Source organism: Clostridium sp. Marseille-P7770 (assembly GCF_902143525.1).
Taxonomy (GTDB): Bacteria; Bacillota; Clostridia; order Lachnospirales; family Lachnospiraceae; genus Pilosibacter.
On record NZ_CABFVC010000003.1, the window covers coordinates 512,291 to 534,432 of the forward strand.

General features: G+C 50.9%; 18 protein-coding genes. 2 read left to right on the top strand and 16 right to left on the bottom strand.

Annotation, left to right across the window (positions count from 1 at the left end; all coding sequences use genetic code 11):
- Positions 1-79: 79 nt before the first annotated feature.
- The 14 genes from FN001_RS09535 to FN001_RS09595 all read right to left on the bottom strand — a co-directional run bounded on the left by FN001_RS09535 (position 80) and on the right by FN001_RS09595 (position 15,236).
- Positions 80-487, bottom strand: a complete 408-nt coding sequence (locus FN001_RS09535; RefSeq protein WP_243121982.1) for a tripartite tricarboxylate transporter permease — start codon at positions 485-487, stop codon at positions 80-82.
- Between the two features lie 112 nt (positions 488-599).
- A complete protein-coding gene (locus FN001_RS09540) occupies positions 600-1,610 on the bottom strand; it encodes a 2-dehydro-3-deoxygalactonokinase (protein ID WP_142411653.1) in 1,011 nt (336 codons plus the stop codon).
- Positions 1,611-1,768: 158 nt separating this feature from the next.
- On the bottom strand, positions 1,769-2,425 hold the full coding sequence (locus FN001_RS09545; RefSeq protein WP_142411654.1) for a bifunctional 4-hydroxy-2-oxoglutarate aldolase/2-dehydro-3-deoxy-phosphogluconate aldolase: 657 nt from the start codon (positions 2,423-2,425) through the stop codon (positions 1,769-1,771).
- Positions 2,426-2,663: 238 nt separating this feature from the next.
- Positions 2,664-2,840, bottom strand: a complete 177-nt coding sequence (rpsU, locus tag FN001_RS09550) for a 30S ribosomal protein S21 (RefSeq protein ID WP_003504099.1) — start codon at positions 2,838-2,840, stop codon at positions 2,664-2,666.
- Between the two features lie 163 nt (positions 2,841-3,003).
- On the bottom strand, positions 3,004-5,658 hold the full coding sequence (gene alaS / locus FN001_RS09555) for an alanine--tRNA ligase (protein ID WP_142411655.1): 2,655 nt from the start codon (positions 5,656-5,658) through the stop codon (positions 3,004-3,006).
- 15 nt (positions 5,659-5,673) lie between these two features.
- On the bottom strand, positions 5,674-5,796 hold the full coding sequence (locus FN001_RS18615) for a hypothetical protein (RefSeq protein WP_275950589.1): 123 nt from the start codon (positions 5,794-5,796) through the stop codon (positions 5,674-5,676).
- Between the two features lie 181 nt (positions 5,797-5,977).
- Positions 5,978-6,775 (bottom strand): lysozyme inhibitor LprI family protein, encoded by a 798-nt coding sequence (locus FN001_RS09560; RefSeq protein ID WP_142411656.1) that lies wholly within the window; start codon positions 6,773-6,775, stop codon positions 5,978-5,980.
- Positions 6,776-7,004: 229 nt separating this feature from the next.
- A complete protein-coding gene (gene rnhA / locus FN001_RS09565) occupies positions 7,005-7,484 on the bottom strand; it encodes a ribonuclease HI (protein WP_118297913.1) in 480 nt (159 codons plus the stop codon).
- A 68-nt stretch (positions 7,485-7,552) separates the two neighbouring features.
- The gene (locus FN001_RS09570; RefSeq protein WP_142411657.1) at positions 7,553-9,154 is read right to left on the bottom strand and encodes an MBL fold metallo-hydrolase RNA specificity domain-containing protein; all 1,602 of its coding nucleotides are present in this window, start codon (positions 9,152-9,154) and stop codon (positions 7,553-7,555) included.
- Positions 9,155-9,211: 57 nt separating this feature from the next.
- The gene (spoIVA, locus tag FN001_RS09575) at positions 9,212-10,684 is read right to left on the bottom strand and encodes a stage IV sporulation protein A (protein ID WP_142411658.1); all 1,473 of its coding nucleotides are present in this window, start codon (positions 10,682-10,684) and stop codon (positions 9,212-9,214) included.
- Between the two features lie 85 nt (positions 10,685-10,769).
- Positions 10,770-11,777: an NAD(P)H-dependent glycerol-3-phosphate dehydrogenase gene (locus FN001_RS09580; RefSeq protein WP_118529754.1), complete on the bottom strand. Its 1,008-nt coding sequence runs from the start codon at positions 11,775-11,777 to the stop codon at positions 10,770-10,772.
- Positions 11,778-11,840: 63 nt separating this feature from the next.
- Entirely contained in the window at positions 11,841-12,473 is a 633-nt protein-coding gene (gene plsY / locus FN001_RS09585) for a glycerol-3-phosphate 1-O-acyltransferase PlsY (RefSeq protein ID WP_118297908.1), read from the bottom strand.
- A gap of 3 nt (positions 12,474-12,476) precedes the next feature.
- Positions 12,477-13,802: a ribosome biogenesis GTPase Der gene (gene der, locus FN001_RS09590; RefSeq protein ID WP_015554291.1), complete on the bottom strand. Its 1,326-nt coding sequence runs from the start codon at positions 13,800-13,802 to the stop codon at positions 12,477-12,479.
- Between the two features lie 15 nt (positions 13,803-13,817).
- Positions 13,818-15,236 (bottom strand): DUF512 domain-containing protein, encoded by a 1,419-nt coding sequence (locus FN001_RS09595; protein WP_142411659.1) that lies wholly within the window; start codon positions 15,234-15,236, stop codon positions 13,818-13,820.
- Between the two features lie 243 nt (positions 15,237-15,479).
- On the opposite strand from FN001_RS09595, the gene FN001_RS09600 reads away from it, so the two are divergent.
- Positions 15,480-16,667, top strand: coding sequence for a ribose-phosphate pyrophosphokinase (locus FN001_RS09600; RefSeq protein ID WP_142411660.1), 1,188 nt, complete (start codon positions 15,480-15,482; stop codon positions 16,665-16,667).
- Between the two features lie 176 nt (positions 16,668-16,843).
- On the opposite strand, the gene FN001_RS09605 is transcribed toward FN001_RS09600, so the two are convergent.
- A complete protein-coding gene (locus FN001_RS09605) occupies positions 16,844-18,712 on the bottom strand; it encodes a tetratricopeptide repeat protein (protein ID WP_142411661.1) in 1,869 nt (622 codons plus the stop codon).
- A gap of 674 nt (positions 18,713-19,386) precedes the next feature.
- The gene (locus FN001_RS09610; protein WP_142411662.1) at positions 19,387-21,486 is read right to left on the bottom strand and encodes an elongation factor G; all 2,100 of its coding nucleotides are present in this window, start codon (positions 21,484-21,486) and stop codon (positions 19,387-19,389) included.
- Between FN001_RS09610 and FN001_RS09615 the strand changes: the two genes are divergently transcribed.
- A complete protein-coding gene (locus FN001_RS09615) occupies positions 21,487-21,846 on the top strand; it encodes a hypothetical protein (protein ID WP_142411663.1) in 360 nt (119 codons plus the stop codon).
- Positions 21,847-22,142: the final 296 nt, after the last annotated feature.

Consider the following 22,142-nt stretch of genomic DNA (forward strand, 5'->3'; position numbering starts at 1 on the left):
AAAATGTTCTGCCCGCTGGAAATGAATTCCGGATCCGGGCAGAACATGGTCAATTTTTATGCAATATTTTTTTCAGCTGTCATTCTGCTTTCTTCTTTAGCTTTATCTGGCTGCGCACTGCACCGATGAGAGTAAATGCGATCAGTGCCAGGAAGAACCAGCAGATCGGGGTATTAAAGAATACGCCGACATTGCCGCTGGACTTTAAGAGTGCGGTACGGAAGTTCTTCTCCGCCATCGGTCCAAGGATCAGGCCAAGGATCGCCGGGCTTGTCGAGATCTTTACTTTACCCATGAGCCAGCCGATGACACCTGCGATCAGCATCGTTCCTACATCGTAGAAGTTGCTTCTCATCGCATAACTTCCGACTACGCAGAGGATGAAGATGATCGGAGTAAGGATCGTCTTCGGAACGCTCAATACCTTTGTGAAAAGGCGGATGCAGGAGAATCCAAGGAGTACCATAATCGTGTTGGCAACGAACATTCCAAGGAAGAAAAACTGGCCCTCACCGTCAACCTGTCCGGCGCTTAGAACGCGTTAATTCGTGTGATAGATTGATAAAACAGATGTAAATTATGTCTAAGTTTTCTAAATTTTATATAAATTTTTCCGCCAGGGACGCAATATGCAGTGCTCCCTTTGCGGATGTCGGAACAGAATCCTCCGGGACGAATTCCGTCACATGGTGGAAGAAATGTTCCTCTGTGAAGAGATCCATGAGTGCTTCTCTCAACGGATTCTTTCCATAGATCACAACCGTCGTATCCGCGTCGCATTTCAATGCGCCGCTGTTCTTGACTGCCTCCATATCGTTCTGCAAAACAGCGCCCAATACATAGCTTGCGATCTTCGTCTTATCCGGCTCTGCGAACGTATTTAAGATCCTCGCGGAAAAGCATGCGCGGCCGATCCCGGTCTTTTTTGCAGTCTCATATCCGGCGAGAACATACTCTTTCGCATAAGTCTCCTCAGAGGCGAAGGAATGACCCACTGCATCCGCGATCAAGGTGTCGTTTGTGATCACAGAGAGGAGCTCTCCGCTGATCGTCGTAAGGCAGCCCGTGATCTTTCCGGCGCAGTCCACAGAGACAAACTTTGTGTGGGAACCCGGAAGGACGAGAAGGTACGCCTGTCCTTTCGGAAGGCTCTCAACGACCGCAACCGTCTCCACTTCCTCACCGCGCATCATATCCATGGACTCAAAAGTCACAAGATCCAGCTTTCCGTCACGGTTCTTTACCCCCGGGATAAAGAGGATCGGAAGCGGGCATACGTCCTCGATCAGCACGCACTTTGCAGCCTCTGCAAGGTCTTCGGCAGATGCCGGAGCAACCACATGCGGGATCTCCACAAGACCCACATTGGAGGTGATCATTCCGGAAGCAACGACTTTCTTCACCTCATCATAAGTGATCCCCGCCTGTTTCAGGACTTCTTCAAGGCAGCCCCTGATCGCCGTTTTTAACCGGTTATTATTTCCATCGATCGCGGTGATGCGGACACCGATCTCAGACTTCGCGGATGCCGCCACCTCATTTTTTCCATTAAACAGGAATACGCGAGTGTTGGTCGTACCTGTATCGATCGTGATCGTATAATTTTTCATTTTTGACTGGTTCTCCCCGTTTCTTATTTTTCAGCAGCCTGTAACTGTTCAGTACCTTCACAGTTACGCGCAAAAATCCATTCCAAATCGGCTTCGCCGATGGGATTTTTGCCTTCAAGCCGATGTTTTCTTACGGTCAGCGCAGTAAATGCGCAGACCTACTGAATAGTTACAGCTGCCTTCACATAAGTCTCGGCAAGGGCCTTCAGCTCGTCATATCTGCCCTCTTCGATCATCTTCTTATTTGTCAGGCTGGAGCCGATCCCAAGACCGATGAAACCTGCTTTTAAGAAATCCGGAAGGTTCTTGTCATCCACACCTCCAACCGCGATCATCGGAATATGGTTGATCGGCGCCATGACAGCTTTGCAGTAGGAAAGGCCAAGGTTTCCGGCCGGGAAAAGTTTTACGACAGATGCGCCGTAACGGTAAGCATCGGCGATCTCCGACGGAGTCATCGCACCCGGGATCGACTCCAGCCCGCAGGCTACTGTCTCCCTGATCACAGACTCATCCACGTTCGGAGCAAGGGTAAATGACGCACCAGCCTCTTTTGCAGCGTGAACTTCCTCCACAGACATCACAGTACCCGCTCCGATCACCATCTTGTCGCCGAGCGCCTCACGGACCGCGCGGATCGCATTCGGTGTATCGATGAGCTTTGTCTCGGATTTCTGGTTGAATGTGATCTCCAGAAGCCGGACACCGCCGTCATATAATGCTTTCGCAACATCGACAACCTTATCGGATGGTACTCCTCTTAAGATCGCGATGATCTTATGTTCTCTGATCAGACTTTCAATTTTCTTTTCCATGTTTGTTTCCTTCCTCTGATGCAATGTATTTTACGTCACCTTGTCTGTGGGCCGAATCTTTGGCTCACAGACGACATTTATTTTCGCAGGCCTGTCGTCTCCGGTTCCGGGAGCCGCCCTGTCCGCTCTTTTTTTAGTATAATACGCCCGTCTTTATCCCGCAACAGCTTTTTCTAATCCTGTATTTCGCGCAAAAAGAAAAGGAGCCGTCCCCAAAGGAACAGCCCCTGTACGCTTATTAGTTGTACTTGCGCTTTCTTGCCGCTTCAGACTTCTTTTTACGTCTTACGCTCGGCTTCTCATAATGCTCTCTTTTACGAATCTCCTGCTGAATACCTGCCTTTGCGCAGTTTCTTTTGAATCTGCGTAAAGCGCTGTCCAGGCTTTCGTTATCTTTAACGATTACGTTTGACATAGCTCACACCTAACCTCCCTCCAGTTGTGTAATTGTGCATAATACAACTGTTTGGGTATTTTTTAGCACTGGTATGATTATATCATAAATTACACATTCGTCAACCCGTTTTTACCGGAAAAATACATTTTTTTAAATTTTTTTGATTATATTACGATTTTAACTATTTTACCTGCTCAGAAACGACTTCTGCAACCTTTGCGAGTGCGTCCGCAACGCCCTCCGGTTTCTTTCCGCCGGCCTGCGCCATGTTCGGACGTCCACCGCCGCCGCCGCCTACAAGGCCTGCGATCGCCTTGATGAGGTTTCCTGCATGAGCGCCCTTCTTCTGGGCCTCATCGGTCACAGCAGCCATCAAGTTTACCTTGCCGTCGAGAACAGATGCGATCACAACAACGCCCTCGCCAAGCTTCTCCTTTAACTGGTCGCCCAAGTTTCTCAGACCATTCATATCAACGCCGTCTGCGCGGACTGCGAGAACTTTTACGCCCTTCACATCCTGAACCTGATCCATAACATCGCCCATTGCCTCTTTGGCAAGTTTGCTCTTTAACTTCTCATTCTCAGAGTGAAGCGCCTTGATCTCCTCCATCATGGACTCGATCTTTGTCTGTAAGTCTGCCGGAGTGGATTTTGCTGCAGCCGCTGCCGCATGAAGCTCCTGCTCCACATTCTCATAATGATGGATCAGACCGTCGGAGGTCAGTGCCTCGATACGTCTCACACCTGCTGCAACGCCAGCCTCAGAGAGGATCTTGAAACAGCTGATCTCAGAAGTATTCTTTACATGGGTTCCGCCGCAGAGCTCTGTGGAGAAGTCTCCCATTCTTACGACACGGACCTTATCGCCGTACTTCTCGCCGAAGAGCGCCATCGCGCCTGTCTTCTTCGCGTCCTCCAGACCCATAACGTCTGTAACCACCGGAAGTGCCGCACGGATTTCTTTATTTACGATCGCTTCTACTTCCTTGATCTCAGCCGGAGTCATCGCGGAGAAATGAGTGAAGTCGAAACGAAGTCTGTCTCTTGTCACAAGGGAGCCAGCCTGCTCAACATGAGTTCCGAGAACGGTTCTCAGAGCCTTATGGAGGATGTGGGTCGCACTGTGGTTTCTTCCGATCAGGGCACGGTTCTCCTCATCTACCTTCAGAGTTACCGCCTCGCCTGTCTGGAACATACCGCTTACCATGTGTCCGATGTGTCCGATCTTTCCGCCCTGAAGGTGGATCGTATCTTCTACCTCGAACTTGCCGTTTGCGCTCTCGATCACGCCGCGGTCGCCGACCTGACCACCCATGGTTCCGTAGAACGGAGTCTCGGATGTGATGACACATGCCTTCTCGCCGTCTGTCACTGCGTCTGTGATCTCATCCTCGCCCTCTTCATCGGAAGCAAGTCTTACAAGAGCTGTCAGTCTGGACTCAGCTTCGAGCTTATCATATCCGACAAAAGCGGATGTTAAGGATGCGTCGAGTTTCTGGTAGATATCGTCGCGTCCCATGTAGTTTGTAGTCTTTCTGGCGCTTCTCGCAGTCTCTCTCTGAACCTGCATTGCCTTGTGGAAACCTTCCTCATCGACAGTGAGTCCCTTATCGTCAAGGATCTCCTTTGTCAGATCGATCGGGAATCCGTAAGTATCGTAAAGTTTGAACGCATCCTCACCTGCAAGGACTTTTGTTCCCTTTGCTTCCATGTCTTTTTCAAGGTCAGCAAGGATCTCAAGTCCTTTGTCGATCGTGTTTGCGAAGCGCTCCTCCTCCTGGTCGATGACGCGGAGGATCATATCTTTCTTCTCTTCCAGTTCCGGATAACCGTCCTTGGAGAGGTCGATCACAACCTGGGCGAGCTTTGTCATGAAGTTTCCTTCGATCCCGAGGATACGTCCGTGACGTGCAGCTCTTCTTAAAAGTCTGCGGAATACATAGCCTCTGCCCTCGTTGGACGGCATGATCCCGTCAGATGCCATAAATGTGCAGCTCTTTACGTGGTCAGCGATGATACGGAGGGAAACGTCTTTCTTGTCGTCCTCCTCGTATCTGCAGTGAGCCAGAGTGCCCACCTCGTCCATCAGAGCGCGGTTTGTATCTACGTCGAAAAGGGATGCAACATCCTGGCAGACAACAGCCAGTCTCTCAAGTCCCATACCAGTATCGATGTTCTTCTGGATCAGATCGGTGTAATTTCCGTGTCCGTCATTGTTGAACTGGGAGAATACAACATTCCATACTTCCATGAAACGGTCTCCTTCGCCGCCCATAACGTCCTCCGGACCTGTTCCATACTTCTCTCCGCGGTCATAGTAGATCTCAGAGCACGGACCGCACGGACCTGCGCCATGTTCCCAGAAGTTGTCTTCCTTGCCGAAACGATAGATCCGCTCTTTCGGGATACCGATCTCCTCATTCCAGATACGGAATGCCTCATCGTCATCAAGATAAACAGACGGGTAGAGACGGTCAGCCGGGATTCCCACGCACTCTGTCAGGAACTCCCATGCCCAGTGGATCGCTTCTGTCTTGAAGTAATCGCCGAAGGAGAAGTTGCCCAGCATCTCAAAGAATGTGCCGTGGCGGGCTGTCTTACCGATATTCTCGATATCGCCGGTACGGATACATTTCTGACATGTGGTGACTCTGCGTCTCGGCGGGATCTCCTGTCCTGTGAAGTACGGCTTTAACGGTGCCATACCGGAGTTGATCAAAAGTAAGCTGTTATCGTTGTGCGGAACGAGGGAGAAACTCTTCATCGCAAGATGTCCCTTGCTCTCGAAGAATTTAAGGAACATTCTCCTCAGTTCGTTTACACCATATTTCTGCATGGTACTGCCTCCTGGTTACTGTTGTGTACTTTTTTTATCTCTGAATTTCTTACCCAGAACGATTCCCGCCAGGGCAACTGCGGCCAGAATCACAGCTTTGACGGCTGTTGAAACAAATGATGCGAAAAATGCGGACATAAAAACGCCTCCTTTTCCGGCTGTCCAAAATTCAGACGCCTGTGTTTAAAATGACACATTTGTACAGTTTCTATAATATTATTTTTTCGGGATCTGCCCGTAAAGCCGGTGGTCCGGTCTTTGGCGCAGATTCTCATAACTTATACTATAATCGTTTCTTGTTCGGTTGGCAAGATGTTTTTTACTTTTCCCCCGGATCTTCCCCAGGTTCCAGATAGTCCCCATAGCTCTTTAAGAGTTCATAGCACCGGTCCATTGTCATATTAGCCGATGTCCGGACATACTCGACGCTCTGGGCAGGTGTGCCGGATCTTTTTGCGCTGGCCTTATCTGCCGCAAGATCCCTCTTTTTGATCCACTCCACCTCCTCGTGCCGGAGCGATTCCGCCGCATTCTCGTCCATCGCTTTGTGGATCTCTGCGTAGATTATATTCAGCTCCCGGTCCCAGAGATTCCGCACATACTCCGCCGCAGCATACCGGGAAGTCTGGCTCATCGACGGATCATCCTGGTATTTTTCTGCCTCGGTCCGCGCCGTCTCAAGACGTTCTTTAAAGTCTGAGAGCGTATATTCCGCCGCAGATTTCTCGTTCTTCTGTGCCTCCGAAACGGCACTGCCTGTTTCCAGCGGGGATTTCACGGTCTCCTCAGAAGCCTGCAGATCTTTTGCTGCGTTCTCCGCCGCTGCCCCTTTTTCGCTCTCCTCCACTGCCATCTCATTCTCTGCCATTGCAAGGGCACTGACTTCCGCATCTTCCGGAGTCTGTGGATCCGGCGTTCCCGCCGCCTTCATCCTGTTTTCTACCGCATAGGGATTTCCCGCGTCCACAGGCCCCTGCGGCAGGGCATCCGCCTCAAAACCAACGACAGCCGCGGTATCCACTCCCCGTGAGGAAACAAACCGTTCCACTGCCCACGTGATGGATACCCCGGCTATCAGGATCCCGATAATGATCAACCATATTCTGCGTCTGCCCATATATGCTCTCTCCCGCTCTTTTCAGTCTCTTGTAACTGTTCGGTACTCTCACAGTTACAGCCCCTTTTACAGCTGCTGTCATTCTACTAAAAAGATACCATATCGGAAGATCTTTGTGAACAAAAAACGCAAATTAGTAATAGATTGTAAGACTTTTGTAAAAAGTGTCATCAAGCGACCGTGCAGACCAGCGGACTTTCATGCTGGAATACTCGGGCATTTGACAGTCCTAGTTTCCTACTCCTTCATCCACCAGCAGATTCCCTCCGTCCGCGGCGCCGGTGGCCAGCCGGTCACAGCGCTCGTTTCCGGGATGTCCGTCGTGGCCTTTGACCCAGTGGAACGTCACTTTATGCGGGTTCATCGCGGCAAGCAGCCGTTTCCAGAGGTCCGAGTTCTTCACCGGTCCTGTCTTCGGGCGGACCCAGTTGTTTCTCACCCAGCCATCGATCCATTTCTGGTTGAAGGCATCCACCAGATATTTCGAATCCGAATAGAGGTCCACCTCACAAGACCTGTTTAACGCCTCAAGTCCCGCGATCGCGGCCATCAGCTCCATCCGGTTATTGGTGGTCCGCACATATCCCGCGGACAGCTCCTTCTCGTGGAGAACCCCGTTTTTATCGATAAACTGGAGCACTGCTCCGTATCCGCCCGGCCCGTCCGGGTTTCCGCGGGCCGCTCCGTCCGTATAAAGTGTCACTTTCATGTCGTATTGTTTCCTCTCAGGATGTCTTATTTCATGATATTCCGGGCTCGCGCAGTCTTAAGCTGCTGTTAGAGATCCCATTTTTCGCAGAGTGCATTGACCTCCGCCGTAAACTTCTTGATATCCTTATTTGCACAGTCGCGGTTCTTCTGAATGATCCGCACCAGACGTTCTCCTGCAGCCACGAGAAGAGCGAAGATCGACTTGTTCTCCTTCTGTCTTGCAGTCTCCTTCTGGATCGGAACGCCGACGGTCTGTTTGAGCCATACACCCGCTGCCAGATCGAACTCCGATCCCGAGAACGGGGCGTCCGCCACAAGATCGTAATCCGTCCTCAGAAGGTTTGCAAACTTTGTACATACAAGGTCATCACCGTGTACCATGAACACACGGTCCGGTTTTTTCTTGAACGCGTTGATCCAGGCGAGAAGTCCTTCCCTGTCGGCATGACCGGAAAGTCCGTCCAGACGAACGATCTCCGCCTCGACATCGATCGTCTCGCCGAAGAGCTTCACGACCTCAGCGCCGTCGATCAGGCTCCGCCCCAGGGTGCCGACCGCCTGGTAGCCTGCAAACACGATCGTACACTCCGGTCTCCAGAGGTTATGTTTTAAGTGATGGCGGATTCGTCCGGCATCACACATGCCCGCTGCGGAGATGATGACTTTCGGCTCGGAATCAAAGTTGATCGCCCGGGAATCATCGGTGCTGACGGAAAGATTCAGTCCCGGGAACGCGATCGGGTTGATCCCGCGGTTCACGAGATCCATCGCCTCCTCATCAAAGCACTCGGAAATGTTCTTATTGAACACATGAGTCGCCTCGACGGCGAGCGGACTGTCGACATAGACCGGGAAGCCGTCATGTCCGGTGACAAGTCCCCCTTCCTTGATCTTACGGATAAAATAGAGGATCTCCTGCGTTCTGCCGACCGCAAACGCCGGGATCACAACGTTTCCGTGACGATCCAGTGTTCTCTGGATGATCTTCGCGAACTCTTCGATGTGCTCGTGGGTCCTGTCATGGGAGCGGTCGCCGTAAGTGCACTCCATCACCACATAATCCGCCTCATCCGTATACTGCGGATCCTTGATCAGCGGCTTATTCTTGTTTCCGATATCGCCGGAGAACACGATCTTTTTCTTTACGCCGTCCTCGTCGATCCAGATCTCGATGGACGCGGAGCCGAGCAGATGGCCGACATCAGTAAAGCGTACCTCGATCCCTTCACAGATCGTCAGGATATCGCCGTAGTGGCACGGGACAAAGTGCTTTAAGACGCCCTCAGCATCATTGACCGTGTAGAGTGCCTGAACTTCCGGATTTCCGGCACGTCTCGCCTTTCTGTTCTTCCACTCTGCCTCCATCTCCTGGATGTGGGCACTGTCCTTTAACATAATGTTGCAGAGATCACAGGTCGCCTGGGTCGCAAAGATCTGACCCTTGAAGCCCTTCGCGTAGATCAACGGCAAAAGGCCCGTGTGGTCGATATGGGCGTGGGTGATAAAGATGTAATCCACATCGGAGAACGGGATTGGAAGATCCGCATTCTCATAGACGTTTCCGCCCTGTTCCATACCATAATCGATCAGGATGTTTTTTCCAGCCGCATTGAGATAATGGCAACTGCCAGTCACTTCATGATCCGCGCCGATAAATGTCAGTTTCATGGAACCCCTCCTCGCGCTGCAAATCAGCTGTATTATTTGCATCTATTATAGCAAATTTCAGATAATTATGCAAATCATTCCTCCATTACTGTCATTGATAATTTTCTGTAGCGTATCCTGGAGTTTCATCTGGCAATCCTCTGTCATCTGGGAGATCTTCGCCTGCATGCCGTCCTCCACGATCTGTTCCACAGATTTTCCAAAGATATTCGTATCCCAGACGCCGTCCTCCGTCGCTTCCCCGTCCTTTATGTACGCGATCAGATCCTTCGCCTGCTGCTCGTTTCCGACGATCGGGGCGATCTCCGTCTCGATCCGCGCTTTGATAAGATTGATGGACGGAGCCTGAGCATGGATCTTCACCCCGTATTTGCTGCCGTGGCGGATCAACTCCGGCTCATCCAGGGAAATCTCCGTCTTATCCGGCAGGACGATGCCGTATCCTTTCTGCCGGACCTCCGCCAAGGCATTTTTCACCTTCTCATACTCGCCCTGCATCTCCGCTGAATCTTTTAGGATCTTAAACAGGCTGTATTCATCGCGCACCGGCAGTCCGGAGATGTCGCTCAGGACCTCAAAGTACGCATTCTCGTCGACGACGATCCGGATCGTCACGCGCCCGCTCGCAAGATCGAGTTCATCCGCGATCAGCTTTTTCACCGCCCGGTCTTCTTCCGGGACCGTCTCCTTCGGCACATCTTTCATCTGAACAGAACGTTTTAAAAGCGTTTCCGCCTCCGCGATCATGTCCGCCTTGATCGCATGGGTATCCGGCAGGATCTCCGCCCACTTCGGGATCTCGAGGTCGAGTTCCGTCACGGGGAACTCCAGAAGGACTGTCCCCAGAATCTCCTCAATGTCCTCCTTCTTTAACTGCTCACAGTTTGCCGCCCGGACCGGAACTCCGTACTGGTTTTCCATCTTAAGCGCCAGCGCTTTCGTATCCGCCGCATACGGTCTCGTGGAATTGAGCACGATCAGGAACGGCTTTCCGATCTCCTTTAGCTCTGAGATTGTCTGCTCTTCCGCTTCCCGGAAGTCCTCCCTGGTAAGCTCCCCGAAGCTCCCGTCGCAGGCCACGACAATACCGATGGTGGAATGGTCCCGGATCACCTTTCTTGTCCCGATCTCCGCCGCCTGGGTAAAGGGGATCTCGTAGTCGTACCAGGGAGTCTTCACAAGCCGTTCCTCCCCGTTTTCCGTGTGTCCCGCGGCGCCTTCCACCATAAATCCCACGCAGTCGATGAGCCGCACCTTCGCCCGGATCCCCTCCGCGAGTTCCAGCTCCGCCGCCTCCTTCGGGATAAACTTCGGCTCCGTGGTCATGATCGTCTTCCCAGCGGCGCTCTGCGGAAGTTCATCCCTGGTCTGCGACTTTTTCTGCCCGTCCGGAAGGTTCGGGAGAACGAGAAGTTCCATAAACCGCTTGATAAACGTAGATTTCCCGGTGCGCACGGGTCCCACGACGCCCACATAGATCTCGCCGCCCGTCCTCGCCTCGATATCCTTGTATACATGGAAATCATCCATAAAAATACCCCCTCGCATATACTGTTTCAGTGTATGCGCGAGGGGGATGTTTTTATTCACTCATGCGGCAGGTCTGTCCGGATCTTTATTCCCACGGAAGGTCGCTGTGCTCGATGCGCTTGTCGCGGAGCATCAGGTCAGCAACGGCCTCTTTCGCCGGTTTTCCTTCAAACAGGACCTCGTTGACCTGTTCAACGATCGGCATGGAGACGTTATATTTCTTTGCAAGCGCTCTCGCAGCCTTTGCGGAATAAACGCCTTCCACCACCATCTGGACTTCCTTCATGGCTTCCTCCATCGTGTATCCTTTTCCGATGAGGATCCCGGCACGGCGGTTTCTGCTGTGCATGCTTGCACATGTCACGATCAGGTCTCCGATCCCGGAGAGTCCTGTGTAAGTCTGATATTTTCCGCCCATGGCAACGCCAAGTCTCGCGATCTCCGCCATTCCGCGGGTGATGAGGGCCGCTTTTGCATTGTCCCCGTAACCAAGACCGTCAGCGATCCCGGCCGCCAGGGCAACAACGTTCTTCAACGCAGCTCCCGTCTCGATCCCCAGGACATCCGGACTCGTGTATACACGGAATACCGGGCTGATGAAGGTGGACTGGATATACTCTGCGATCTTCTTTTTGTGGGATCCCGCAACACAGAGCGTCGGGAGTCCGCGGCTTACCTCTTCCGCGTGGCTCGGTCCGGAGAGAACGGCTGTCTCTGCCATCGGGAGCTCCTCTTTGATGATCTGCGTCATTGTATCGAGAGTATTCTCCTCGATCCCCTTTGCGACATCGACAATGAGCTGGCCATCCTTACAGAACGGTTTCATCTTCTGCGCCGTACTGCGCACGAAAACAGACGGGACTGCCATCACAAGAAGGTCTTTATCCGCCATCGCCTTTTCAAGATCCGCAGTATAGATGAGTCCTTCCGGAAGTGTCACACCCGGAAGATTCCTGTGGGTCCTTGTCTTTGCCATCTCCTCGATCTCTGCCGGGATCGCGGACCAGAGTGTCACCTCATGTCCGTTATTTACCAGCAGTACCGCAATTGCGGTTCCCCATGTACCGGAACCGATAATACCAATCTTTTCCATGTTCAGGAACTCCTTTTTCTACGCCCTAAGGTTGATTTTCTTATGTACGCACCTGATGCCGGTTTATTTCTTTCCGCCCCAGAGCTTATTCTCCGTACCGGATAACAGTCGTTTAATATTTGCCCTGTGTCTCCAGATCGCCATCGCCATCAGAATAAAGGAGATGGCAAAAAACTCCATGAGACTTCCTTCGGACACACGGTAATCCCCCCGTGATCCATAGATCAGCATCTGGATGAAGAATGAGATCACGACCAGGATCGATCCCAGGGACACATATCTTGTGATGATCACAGCGCCGAGGAACAGAGCCGCACAGACGAGTGTCACGCGCCAGTCCATGGACACGAGGATCCCCGCCATGGATGCGATCCCTTTTCCGCCTTTAAAGTGCAGATAGCACGGGAAATTATGTCCAAGGACAACTCCGAGACCCGCATAGAGCACGTAGAGGTCTGTATCCGGGCTTGCTTTAAAGATGATCCGGGCTGCAAGACATGCGAAAACAGTCTTTAAAAAGTCGCCCGCAAAGACGATGAGTCCCGCCTTCTTTCCGAGAACCCGGAGCGCGTTTGTCGTTCCGGAGTTTCCGCTGCCGTAATTTCTGATATCGATATGGTTCATCTTCCCGTAAAGATATCCTGTCTGGAATAATCCAAACACATAACCCATAACAAGACAAAGCACTCTGCCCATCGCTTAATCCTTCTCCTTCCTCTCACGGATGATGAATTTCAGGGATGTTCCGCGGAAGCCAAAGGCCTCACGGATCTTGTTTTCCAGGTATCTCGTGTAGGAGAAATGCATTAACTCCTTATCGTTCACGAAAATTACGAAGGTCGGCGGTTTTACCGCAACCTGGGTCACATAGTAGATCTTTAAGCGTTTGCCCTTATCGGACGGCGGCTGCTGCATCGCGACAGCTTCTGTCACGATCTCGTTTAAGACGCCGGTCGCCACACGGAGCGTCTGGTTCTCGCGGACCATATCGATCAGCTCAAAGAGTTTTTCCATTCTCTGTCCGGTCAGGGCGGACACGAAGATATACTCCGCATACGGCATATAGGACAGGGTCTCTTTTAATTTTCTTGTGTACTCATAGATCGTCTTATCATTCTTCTCGATCGCATCCCACTTGTTGACAACGACGATCACGCCTTTTCCGCGGTCATGGGCGATCCCGGCGATCTTCGCATCCTGCTCGGTGATCCCCTCAACGGCGTCGATGACCATGAGGACCACGTCAGCGCGCTCAACGGCTGTTACCGTGCGGATGATGCTGTAGCGCTCGATATCCTCTTTGATCTTGCTCTTTCTTCTGAGACCGGCCGTATCGATAAAGATATATTCCGTGCCGTTTCTCACGATCTCCGTATCAACGGCGTCTCTCGTTGTTCCGGCGATGTTGGACACGATCACACGGTTCTCGCCGAGAAGCTTATTGATAATGGAAGATTTTCCGACATTCGGTTTTCCGACGATCGCGATCCTCGGACGGTCGTCCTCGCTGTCGTCATACTGGTCCTCACGGAAGTATTTTACTACCTCGTCAAGGAGCTCACCGAGACCGAGTCTCGACGCTGCGGATACCGGAACCGGATCGCCGATTCCGAGGTTGTAGAATTCGTATACATCATTTCCGAATTTTGCCATACTGTCCACTTTGTTGACCGCAAGAACGACCGGTTTCTTGGACTTTCTGAGCATGTCCGCAACCTTGGAATCCGCGTCAACAAGTCCCTGACGGACATCGACGATGAAAATGATCACGTCCGCGGTATCGATCGCGATCTGAGCCTGCTCCCGCATCTGGGCAAGGATGATGTCCTTGGAATCCGGCTCGATTCCGCCTGTATCGATCAGGGTAAAGTTGTTGTTTAACCAGGTGCAGTCCGCATAGATACGGTCTCTTGTCACACCCGGAGTATCTTTTACGATCGAGATCGTGCTGCCGGCAAGTACATTAAAGAGTGTGGATTTTCCCACATTCGGTCTGCCGACGATCGCCACTACTGGTTTACTCATATTCTTTCCTCATTTCTATACTTCGCCGTCCCAGTCCGGAATGACTTCTCCGTCTTCCGTGAGTCCGGCATCTTTCATTGTAAGCTCATATGCCCCGTGTTCCGCAGTCTGCTCTCTCGCCGCTTCCGGATCGAGGATCGCATCGACAAGGTCATATCCGCTTGATTTTACTATATTTATCGGAATCTGTAAAGCATCTTCCGCCTGGGTCTTTGTGATGTCATCCAGGAAAACTTCTTCTCCGCTTTTGAACATGACGGCCGGAAGAAGCAGTCTCTCTCCCAGCGGTCTTTCTTTCAGCTGTGCGATCAGATCCTGCCCCGTGATGAGGCCGGCCACCGTGATCTTCTCCCCGAAGAAGTCATTCCGGATCCGATATACATGGACGTTTCGTCCCGGATAGACCTTTTCGATCTCCCTCACAAGCCTTTCCAGATACGGGTACGGCAGGTATCCTGTCGCGATCGAGAGTTCTTCCTTCACCCCGTCGTCCTTCTTCCCGTCCAGGGCGTCCATCACCTCTTCCTGAAGGAGACGCAGCATGCCGACGCCATTTTCCAGCTGGATGTATCCGTCATAGCGTCCTTCCTCCGGCATCTCCCGTTCCGCCAGAATATACCACTCGTCGCTTGCATGGATAAAATGGATCCCGTGGCGCTCATAATTGATCTTCTGCCATTTTTCGATCAGGTCGATGACCTCACAGGCATCTTCCTTTGTAAACGGTTCCAGCGGATAAAGGCCGTCACGGTATTTGGAGAGTCCGACCGGAACAACCGACACACTCTGCATTACCGGCGCATACTTTGAGAGCTGCTCGATCGTGTACGCCAGTTCCTTTCCGTCATTGACGCCTTTGCAGAGAACGATCTGCCCGTTCATCTCCGTCTCCGCCTCGTAAAGCCGGTCGATCTTCTTTAACGCCTCCCCCGCAAACCGGTTGTGGAGCATTTTGCAGCGCAGCTCCGGGTTCATCGTCTGGACCGAGATATTGATCGGAGCCAGATGGAAACGGATGATACGCTCGATATCCTTGTCCTTCATATTTGTCAGGGTGATGTAGTTTCCCTGGAGGAACGAAAGTCTCGAGTCATCGTCCTTAAAGTAGAGAGTTTCACGCATTCCCGGCGGCATCTGGTCGATAAAGCAGAAGATGCACTTGTTGGAACATGACTTGTAGTCACTCATGAGTCCGTTCTCGAAGGTGAGTCCTAAGTCCTCCCCGCCGCTCTCGATCTCAAGTTCCCACTCTTCGCCGTCTGCTTTCCGGACGACCATCACGAAGCTCTCAGCGTCCGTCATATAATCATAGTCGAAGATATCTTCCAGTTCTTCCCCATCTATGGTAAGAAGCACATCGCCCGGCTCCAGTTCCAGTTCTTCTGCGATGGAACCGGGAGCGACTGCCGTAATTTTATGTCCCTGATATTTCACTTTATTTTCCCTTCCTGCATGGTTCTAAACACAATCATACCAATCTTCCTCCAATTTGTAAAGGAATGTTCTGACGAATTTTCATGCGAAACTATTGACGAAAAATGTCCGAAAATGGTATACTCGGCGTGGAATGCCTGCTCATCCCGTATAAATAAGGAAATGCAGGTCAAAAATATGATCGGACAGTCTGACCTGACAAGAGATCAGACCGCACCACTAAAAATCGGAGGATTATCTGACATGTCTAATCAGTACGTTTTCAACGACCGTCTGCCGCTCGCACCGCTTAAGATCGCTGCTCTTGAGAGCTGCCGTGATCTTGCGCAGAAAGTCAATGACCACATCGTAAACTTCCGCCGCAACGATACGGAAGAATTAATTCGCCGTCAGGGCAATTTACAGTACCGCGGCTACGATGTTGACTCCTACCTTCTCGACTGCGCATGCCCGCGTTTCGGAAGCGGTGAAGCAAAGGGAATCGTAAATGAGTCTGTTCGCGGAACCGATATTTTCTGCATGGTCGATGTGACAAACCACTCTCTCACCTACAAGATGTCCGGATATGTAAACCACATGTCCCCGGATGACCACTACCAGGACTTAAAGAGGATCATCGGTGCGACCGCATCAACTGCACACCGCATCAACGTGATCATGCCGTTCCTTTATGAGAGCCGTCAGCACAAACGTACTCACAGAGAGTCTTTAGACTGCGCAATGGCACTGGAAGAGCTGGTAAACATGGGTGTTTCCAACATCATCACCTTCGATGCGCATGACCCGCGTGTCCAGAACGCGATCCCGTTATCCGGCCTTGACAACTTCATGCCGACTTACCAGTTCGTGAAAGCACTGTTTAAACATGACAATACCTTAAAGATCGATAAAGACCACTTAATGGTCATCAGCCCGGACGAGGGCGCTATGAGCCGTGCCGTATACCTTGCCAACAACCTCGGCGTTGATATGGGTATGTTCTACAAGAGAAGAGACTACTCCAAAGTCATCAACGGAAGAAACCCGATCGTTGCCCATGAGTTCCTCGGAAGCTCTGTAGAAGGAAAGACTGTGATCGTTGTCGACGATATGATCGCATCCGGCGAGAGCATGCTCGACACCGCAAAAGAGTTAAAGGAGCGCAAGGCTGAGAAGGTTGTTGTATGCTGTACCTTCGGTCTCTTCACTGCAGGCTTCGACAAGTTCGATGAGTTCTACCAGAAGGGTTATATCGACAGCGTTGTCACAACAAACTTAAACTACCGTTCCCCGGACCTCTTCACAAAGGAATGGTATGTGGAAGCTGATATGAGCAAGTACATTGCTGCCATCATCAACTCCTTAAACCACGACGTTTCCATCGGAAACTCCCTGTCCCCGACAGACAAGATCCAGAAGCTCATCAGAAAGTACAACGAGGGACTTCTGTAATCCTGAATTTCAGAAAATCTTTTACGCCGCCCGGTTTCTATTATGGATCCCAGGCGGCGTTTTTAGTTTCATAAGAAAGTGCGGACTTTGGCTCGCTGTTCGCGTAAACTGGAAAAAGGGCGGGAACCCTGACACTTCTGCCGGGATTCCCGCCCCTTCTTATATTATTGCAATTTTTAGTTTCCGTTCGTACGTCTCACCTTGCTGATATCCAGCTTATCGGCTGCGGAGGAGTCAAACTCGACCGCAAACTGTACATTGTCAGGAAGTGCTTTCTTCTTCAGGACCTCGAAGTACTGGGATGCATCCTTGATGACAAGTCCTGTTGTATTCCAGTTGTCGCCCGGAAGGATCCATACCTTTACGTTTGCAACTTTCAGCTCATACGGAAGCTTCTGGGATACCCACTCGGTCTTTCCGTATTTGGACAGACAGTTATATACATCGCCCATCGTAAGTTTTCCAGTCGATCCGTCAAAGAGTTCCGTCTTCTCGTAAGTGTTTGTTCCGCCCTTGTCGCTTGCCTCCTGGAGCGTATCGGCATTCAGTTTCAGATTTCCGGAATTTACGGTTGCTGCCTGTGTCGGCTGCGGATTTGCCTTTGTGGTCTCCTTCACGGTTTCTTTTACCGCCGCTGTCGTCTCCTTTGCCGCAGCGGAAGTTTCCTCTTCGGTCTCTGCTGCCGTTTCTTCTTCCGTTTCATCTGCAGCATCCGTCTCATCGCCGGCTGTCTCATCATCCTCATATGGATTGTGATCCAACAATTTTCCGTCCACATCCGCGAAACGTCCGTCCGGAGTCGTGTCGTCCACCAGCATTCTTCCGTCATCCTCGAAGTAATATACCGCGCCGTCAAGCTGCTGGTATCCTGTCACTGCACTCGCATAGAGGCGTCCGGCCGCCGAGCTGAAGTAATAAGAGCCGCCGGTCTCATCCGTATACCATCCAAGTCTCCAGGAACCGTCCTTGTTAAGGCAATATGTATAATCTCCACCGCTGATCACGCCCGCGTCATAGTTGGACGGAGCCAGTGCGAACGCACGTTTGTAATATTTGGAAGCGCCTTCCACATCTCCGGCCTCCAGGAGTTCATCTGCTTTCGCATATGCCTCATCCGCTGCGGAAGAACGATAACTGTCCAGTTCCTCTTTATAGCTCTTATTTCCAGGTCTCATGGAAGCTGCCTTCTCCCAGAATTTCAGGCATGCATCCATATCCTCAAGTTCCATATAATAGGAGGATGCTGAATTTAAAAATTCATCCAGCTGCTCATCCGTCACCGTGGAATTCTGGTTGACAAAGCGCTCCAGTCCGCTCTGGACGATGCTCTCCGCCTCTTTTGCCTTTCCGGTATCAACATACACGGTGATCAGCATGGAATACGCATCGATCCGGTCCGGAGCCTCATCGATCACGGCCTTTAAAGTCTCGATCGCCTGGTCATTTTTCCCTTCGTCATAACAATACTGCCCGTAGGAAATTCTCGCCTCCAGCAGAGCACTTTTAATACTCTCATCGTTCTGATCCGCTTTCTGGAGGACTGCCACTGCGTTTTCGTAGTCATCCATCATGGAGTACGCTTCTGAGAGCTGTAAGGAGTTCTCCACGGTAACCCCGTCGATCTCCTGAAGCTTTAAGAGCCACGGGATCGCAGTCTCATAGTCTTCATTGTCTGTCAGGGCCTGGCAGATCGAGCGGATGCAGTTCTCCTGCTCTTTCTCCAGGGACGGATCTTTCGTCTTTTCATATCCCTGTTTTAAGATTGCCTCCGCCTCGTCATATTCCTCATTTCCGATATATGCCTTGGAAAGCTGGATATAAGCTTTGCTGTAATTCGGATCGAGTTCAATACATTTTAACAGTGATTCGATCGCACTCTCATAATCTTCTTCTCCAACATACCCGGCTCCTTCCTTATAAAGGCTCTCCGCTTCTGTTGAACTTGCCTGCGCTTCCTGGGTCACACCGTTCACCGAAGTGTCTTTCTTTCCGCACGCGGAGCAGAGTACAAGCGCCGCGGCCATGATCAAAAACCATTTTCTCATTCTAATTCCTCATTTTCTGTCGGAGCATTCTGCATCCCGGAAATCTTTTATCCGATCAGCAGGCTGTCACGTTCCAGTCTTTGTTCATAAAACGATCATCCATAAACTGTAACGATTTTTCCGTTCATTCGTCTGCATTTATAGCTTATCAGTTAATAACTATACCATTTTTCTCTCTTTCTGTCCAGATGGAAGTCAATGGAAAACTATGGCATAAGTTCGGCAAAACTGTGAACGTTCCGGGAAATCTCCTCACTCCGGTCAGGAAGTCTGTATTTTAACAAGACCACGGAAGTCTCTTACCTCTTCTGCAAGGTAATAGGCAGGGAATGGAATTTGCCTGTATCAGGCGGAACGTAAATATCTTTTGACCTCAACAAGTGAAAACACGCTTCGCGAGTTTCCCCTTGTTATCGCGACAGTCGCCAAGGTCTCGCGCAAGAGCGGACTTTGGCTCGTTGTTCGCGTAAAAAAGGGGACCAGCCTTGCGGCTGATCCCTGAATTCGTAGTCTGTTCGTAACTGTTCAGTGTCCTCACAGTTACGTGCAAAAATCCATTCCAAATCAGCTTCGCCGATGGAATTTTTGCCTTCCGTCCCATGTTTTATTACGGTCAGCGCAGCAAGTGAGCAGACCTACTGAATAGTTACCTCTATTCTTATCTTTCAAAAACTTTAAGCGTCCACTTCTCCGCCTGCGGTTCTCGCTTCCACTTCTTTCTTCTGTACATCGCCAGGAGCCTGCTCGTAACGGCTGAATTCATAGGAGAATTCTCCGATACCGCCGGTCATGGAGCGGAGATCCGTATTGTAGCCGAACATCTCGGACATCGGGACATCCGCCACGATCTCCTGTTTTCCGCCATGGAGAGAGTTCATTCCGAGAACGCGTCCTCTTCTTCTGTTCAAATCACCCATAACATCGCCGGTGAACTTATCCGGAACAACGACTTTCACAGAGGCGATCGGCTCTAAGAGAACAGGATTTGCTTCCATAAATCCTTTCTTGAAGGCCATTGTTGATGCCATCTTGAACGCCATCTCGGAGGAGTCTACCGGATGGTAGGAGCCATCGAGAAGAGTTGCCTTGATGCCGACTACCGGGTATCCTGCCAGAGGTCCCTTTAAGCAGCATTCCTGCACGCCTTTTTCAACTGCCGGGAAGTAGTTCTTCGGAACCGCTCCGCCGAATACTTTCTCTTCAAAAATATACGAGGTCTCAAGGTCGCCGGACGGTTCAAAGGACATCTTGACATCACCGAACTGTCCGTGTCCGCCGGACTGTTTCTTATAGCGGCCAGGAGCTTCCACTTTCTTGCGGATCGTTTCGCGGAACGCAAATTTCGGTTTGGAGAGTTCCACATCGACTTTGTAGCGGCCGAGAAGCTTGCTGACTGTAACTTCGAGCTGCTGGTCACCGATTCCGTAGAGTAAGCTCTGACGATTCTCCGTATCGTTCACAACGCGGAGTGTCAGATCCTCCTCCATCATTCTTGCGAGTGCGCTGGAGATCTTGTCCTCGTCTCCCTTTGTCTTGGCTGCAAAGCGCATATAAGTGTACGGTGTGGAGATCTTCGGTTTGTGGTATACGATCGGAGCAGATCTGAGGGCGATCGTATCGCCGGTCTGTGTCACGGAGAGTTTCGCTACAGCACCGATATCACCGGCCCTTAACTCCGGAACCTCGATCACATCCTTGCCTCTCAGCACGTAGACTTTTGCGATCTTTTCTTCTGCGTCTTTATTTACATTGTAAAGGGTGCTGTCCGGTTTTAATGTTCCGGTGCATACCTTCATTAAGGAATATTTTCCGATAAACGGGTCAACGATGGTCTTGAATACTCTCGCAGAGAGGGAAACCTCGTCATTGTATTTTGCGGTGAAATGCTCGCCGTTTGATACGTCAACGCCGACGCACTCGCCCTTATCCGGTGACGGGAAGTAGCGGTCGATCGCATTTAACAGCGCATTGAAGCCCTGGCAGTTGGTTCCGGAACCCATCATGACCGGAACGATCGAACCGTCGCACACATGAGTCTGTACTGCGGTATAAATCTCATCCTGCGTGAATTCTTCGCCGGAGAAGTAACGTTCCATGTACTCTTCACTCGTCTCGGCAACCGCCTCGATCAGGGCGTCACGGATAATTCCGAGGTTTTTCTTTGTGTACTCCGGGATCTCGCAGTCCTCATAATCGGACAGGTTCGTAAAGCGGCGGCCCTGCATCTTGACTGCGTTTACGAAACCGACGAATTTCTCGTTTTCGCGGATCGGCACCTGGAACGGAGCGATCTTTCTTCCGAACTTCTTCTCAAGTTTTAAGATCAGTTCACGGAAGGATGCGTGATCATCATCCATGTTTGTGACAAATATGATTCTCGGGAGTTTATATTCTTCACACAGATCCCATGCTTTTTCTGTACCAACTTCGATCCCTGCCTTGCAGTTTACAACAATGATCGCTGCGTCAGCGGCGCTGACAGCCTCTTCCACTTCACCAACGAAATCGAAGTAACCCGGGGTATCAAGAAGGTTGATCTTGATCTTTCCTTCTGCTCCCTCGTACTCGATCGGAACCATTGTAGTGGAGATCGAGAACTGTCTCTTGATCTCTTCTTTGTCATAGTCACTGATCGTATTTCCGTCAGCAACCTTGCCCATTCTCTTTGTAACGCCGGTCAGATAAGCCAGTGCCTCGGCTACCGTCGTCTTACCGGCGCCGCCGTGCCCTAAAAGTACAACATTTCGGATCTGTTTTGTTCCATAAATATCCATATGAATCCCTCCCGTATATGTTTTTTTGCCATTTTTTCAAAAGACTTCCGCAAATTACGGAGTTCAGATGTTCTGGCGATACTGCTTATTGCCTATGGTCATATTTTACCAAAACTTTTCGAATTTTTCAAGCTAAATATCGAAATTGCACAAAATATTTTCGATTATTTTTGGGATATTGCGGAAAACATGGGCGTTTTGGTGGAAAAGCTTTTAAAAATTGGGGTGGGATTTTTATTTTCTGCAATATTTTCAGGAGTGAGGAAGGATTTGTTTTTGCAGGTTGTCTCTGCGGTGAGTTTCCGGGTGGGAGTGCCGGGATGCGGGGAGGGTTCCTCTAAGCGTGCAGGAGACTGCTAAAGGCGGAGAACAAGGGACACGACTCGCTGCGCTCAGACAAGTGTCCCCTATTCTCCAACGCAGTCACCTGCGCGCCAAGAGGAAGCCAGCTCCCCGGACCAAGCACTCCCACCCGGAAACTCACCGCCTGCGAATGGAATGGCAGCGCGGGGTTTTTAATTTATAAAGTTTTATAGAATGTGAATAGGATCCCTCCTCCGCAGTCGTTACAGTGCCGTGCAGTTTTCTAAGTCAGAAAAAAGATGAGAAATGCATCGATGATCCGGGTCTTGATTTTGCCACTTTAAAGTGTTGAT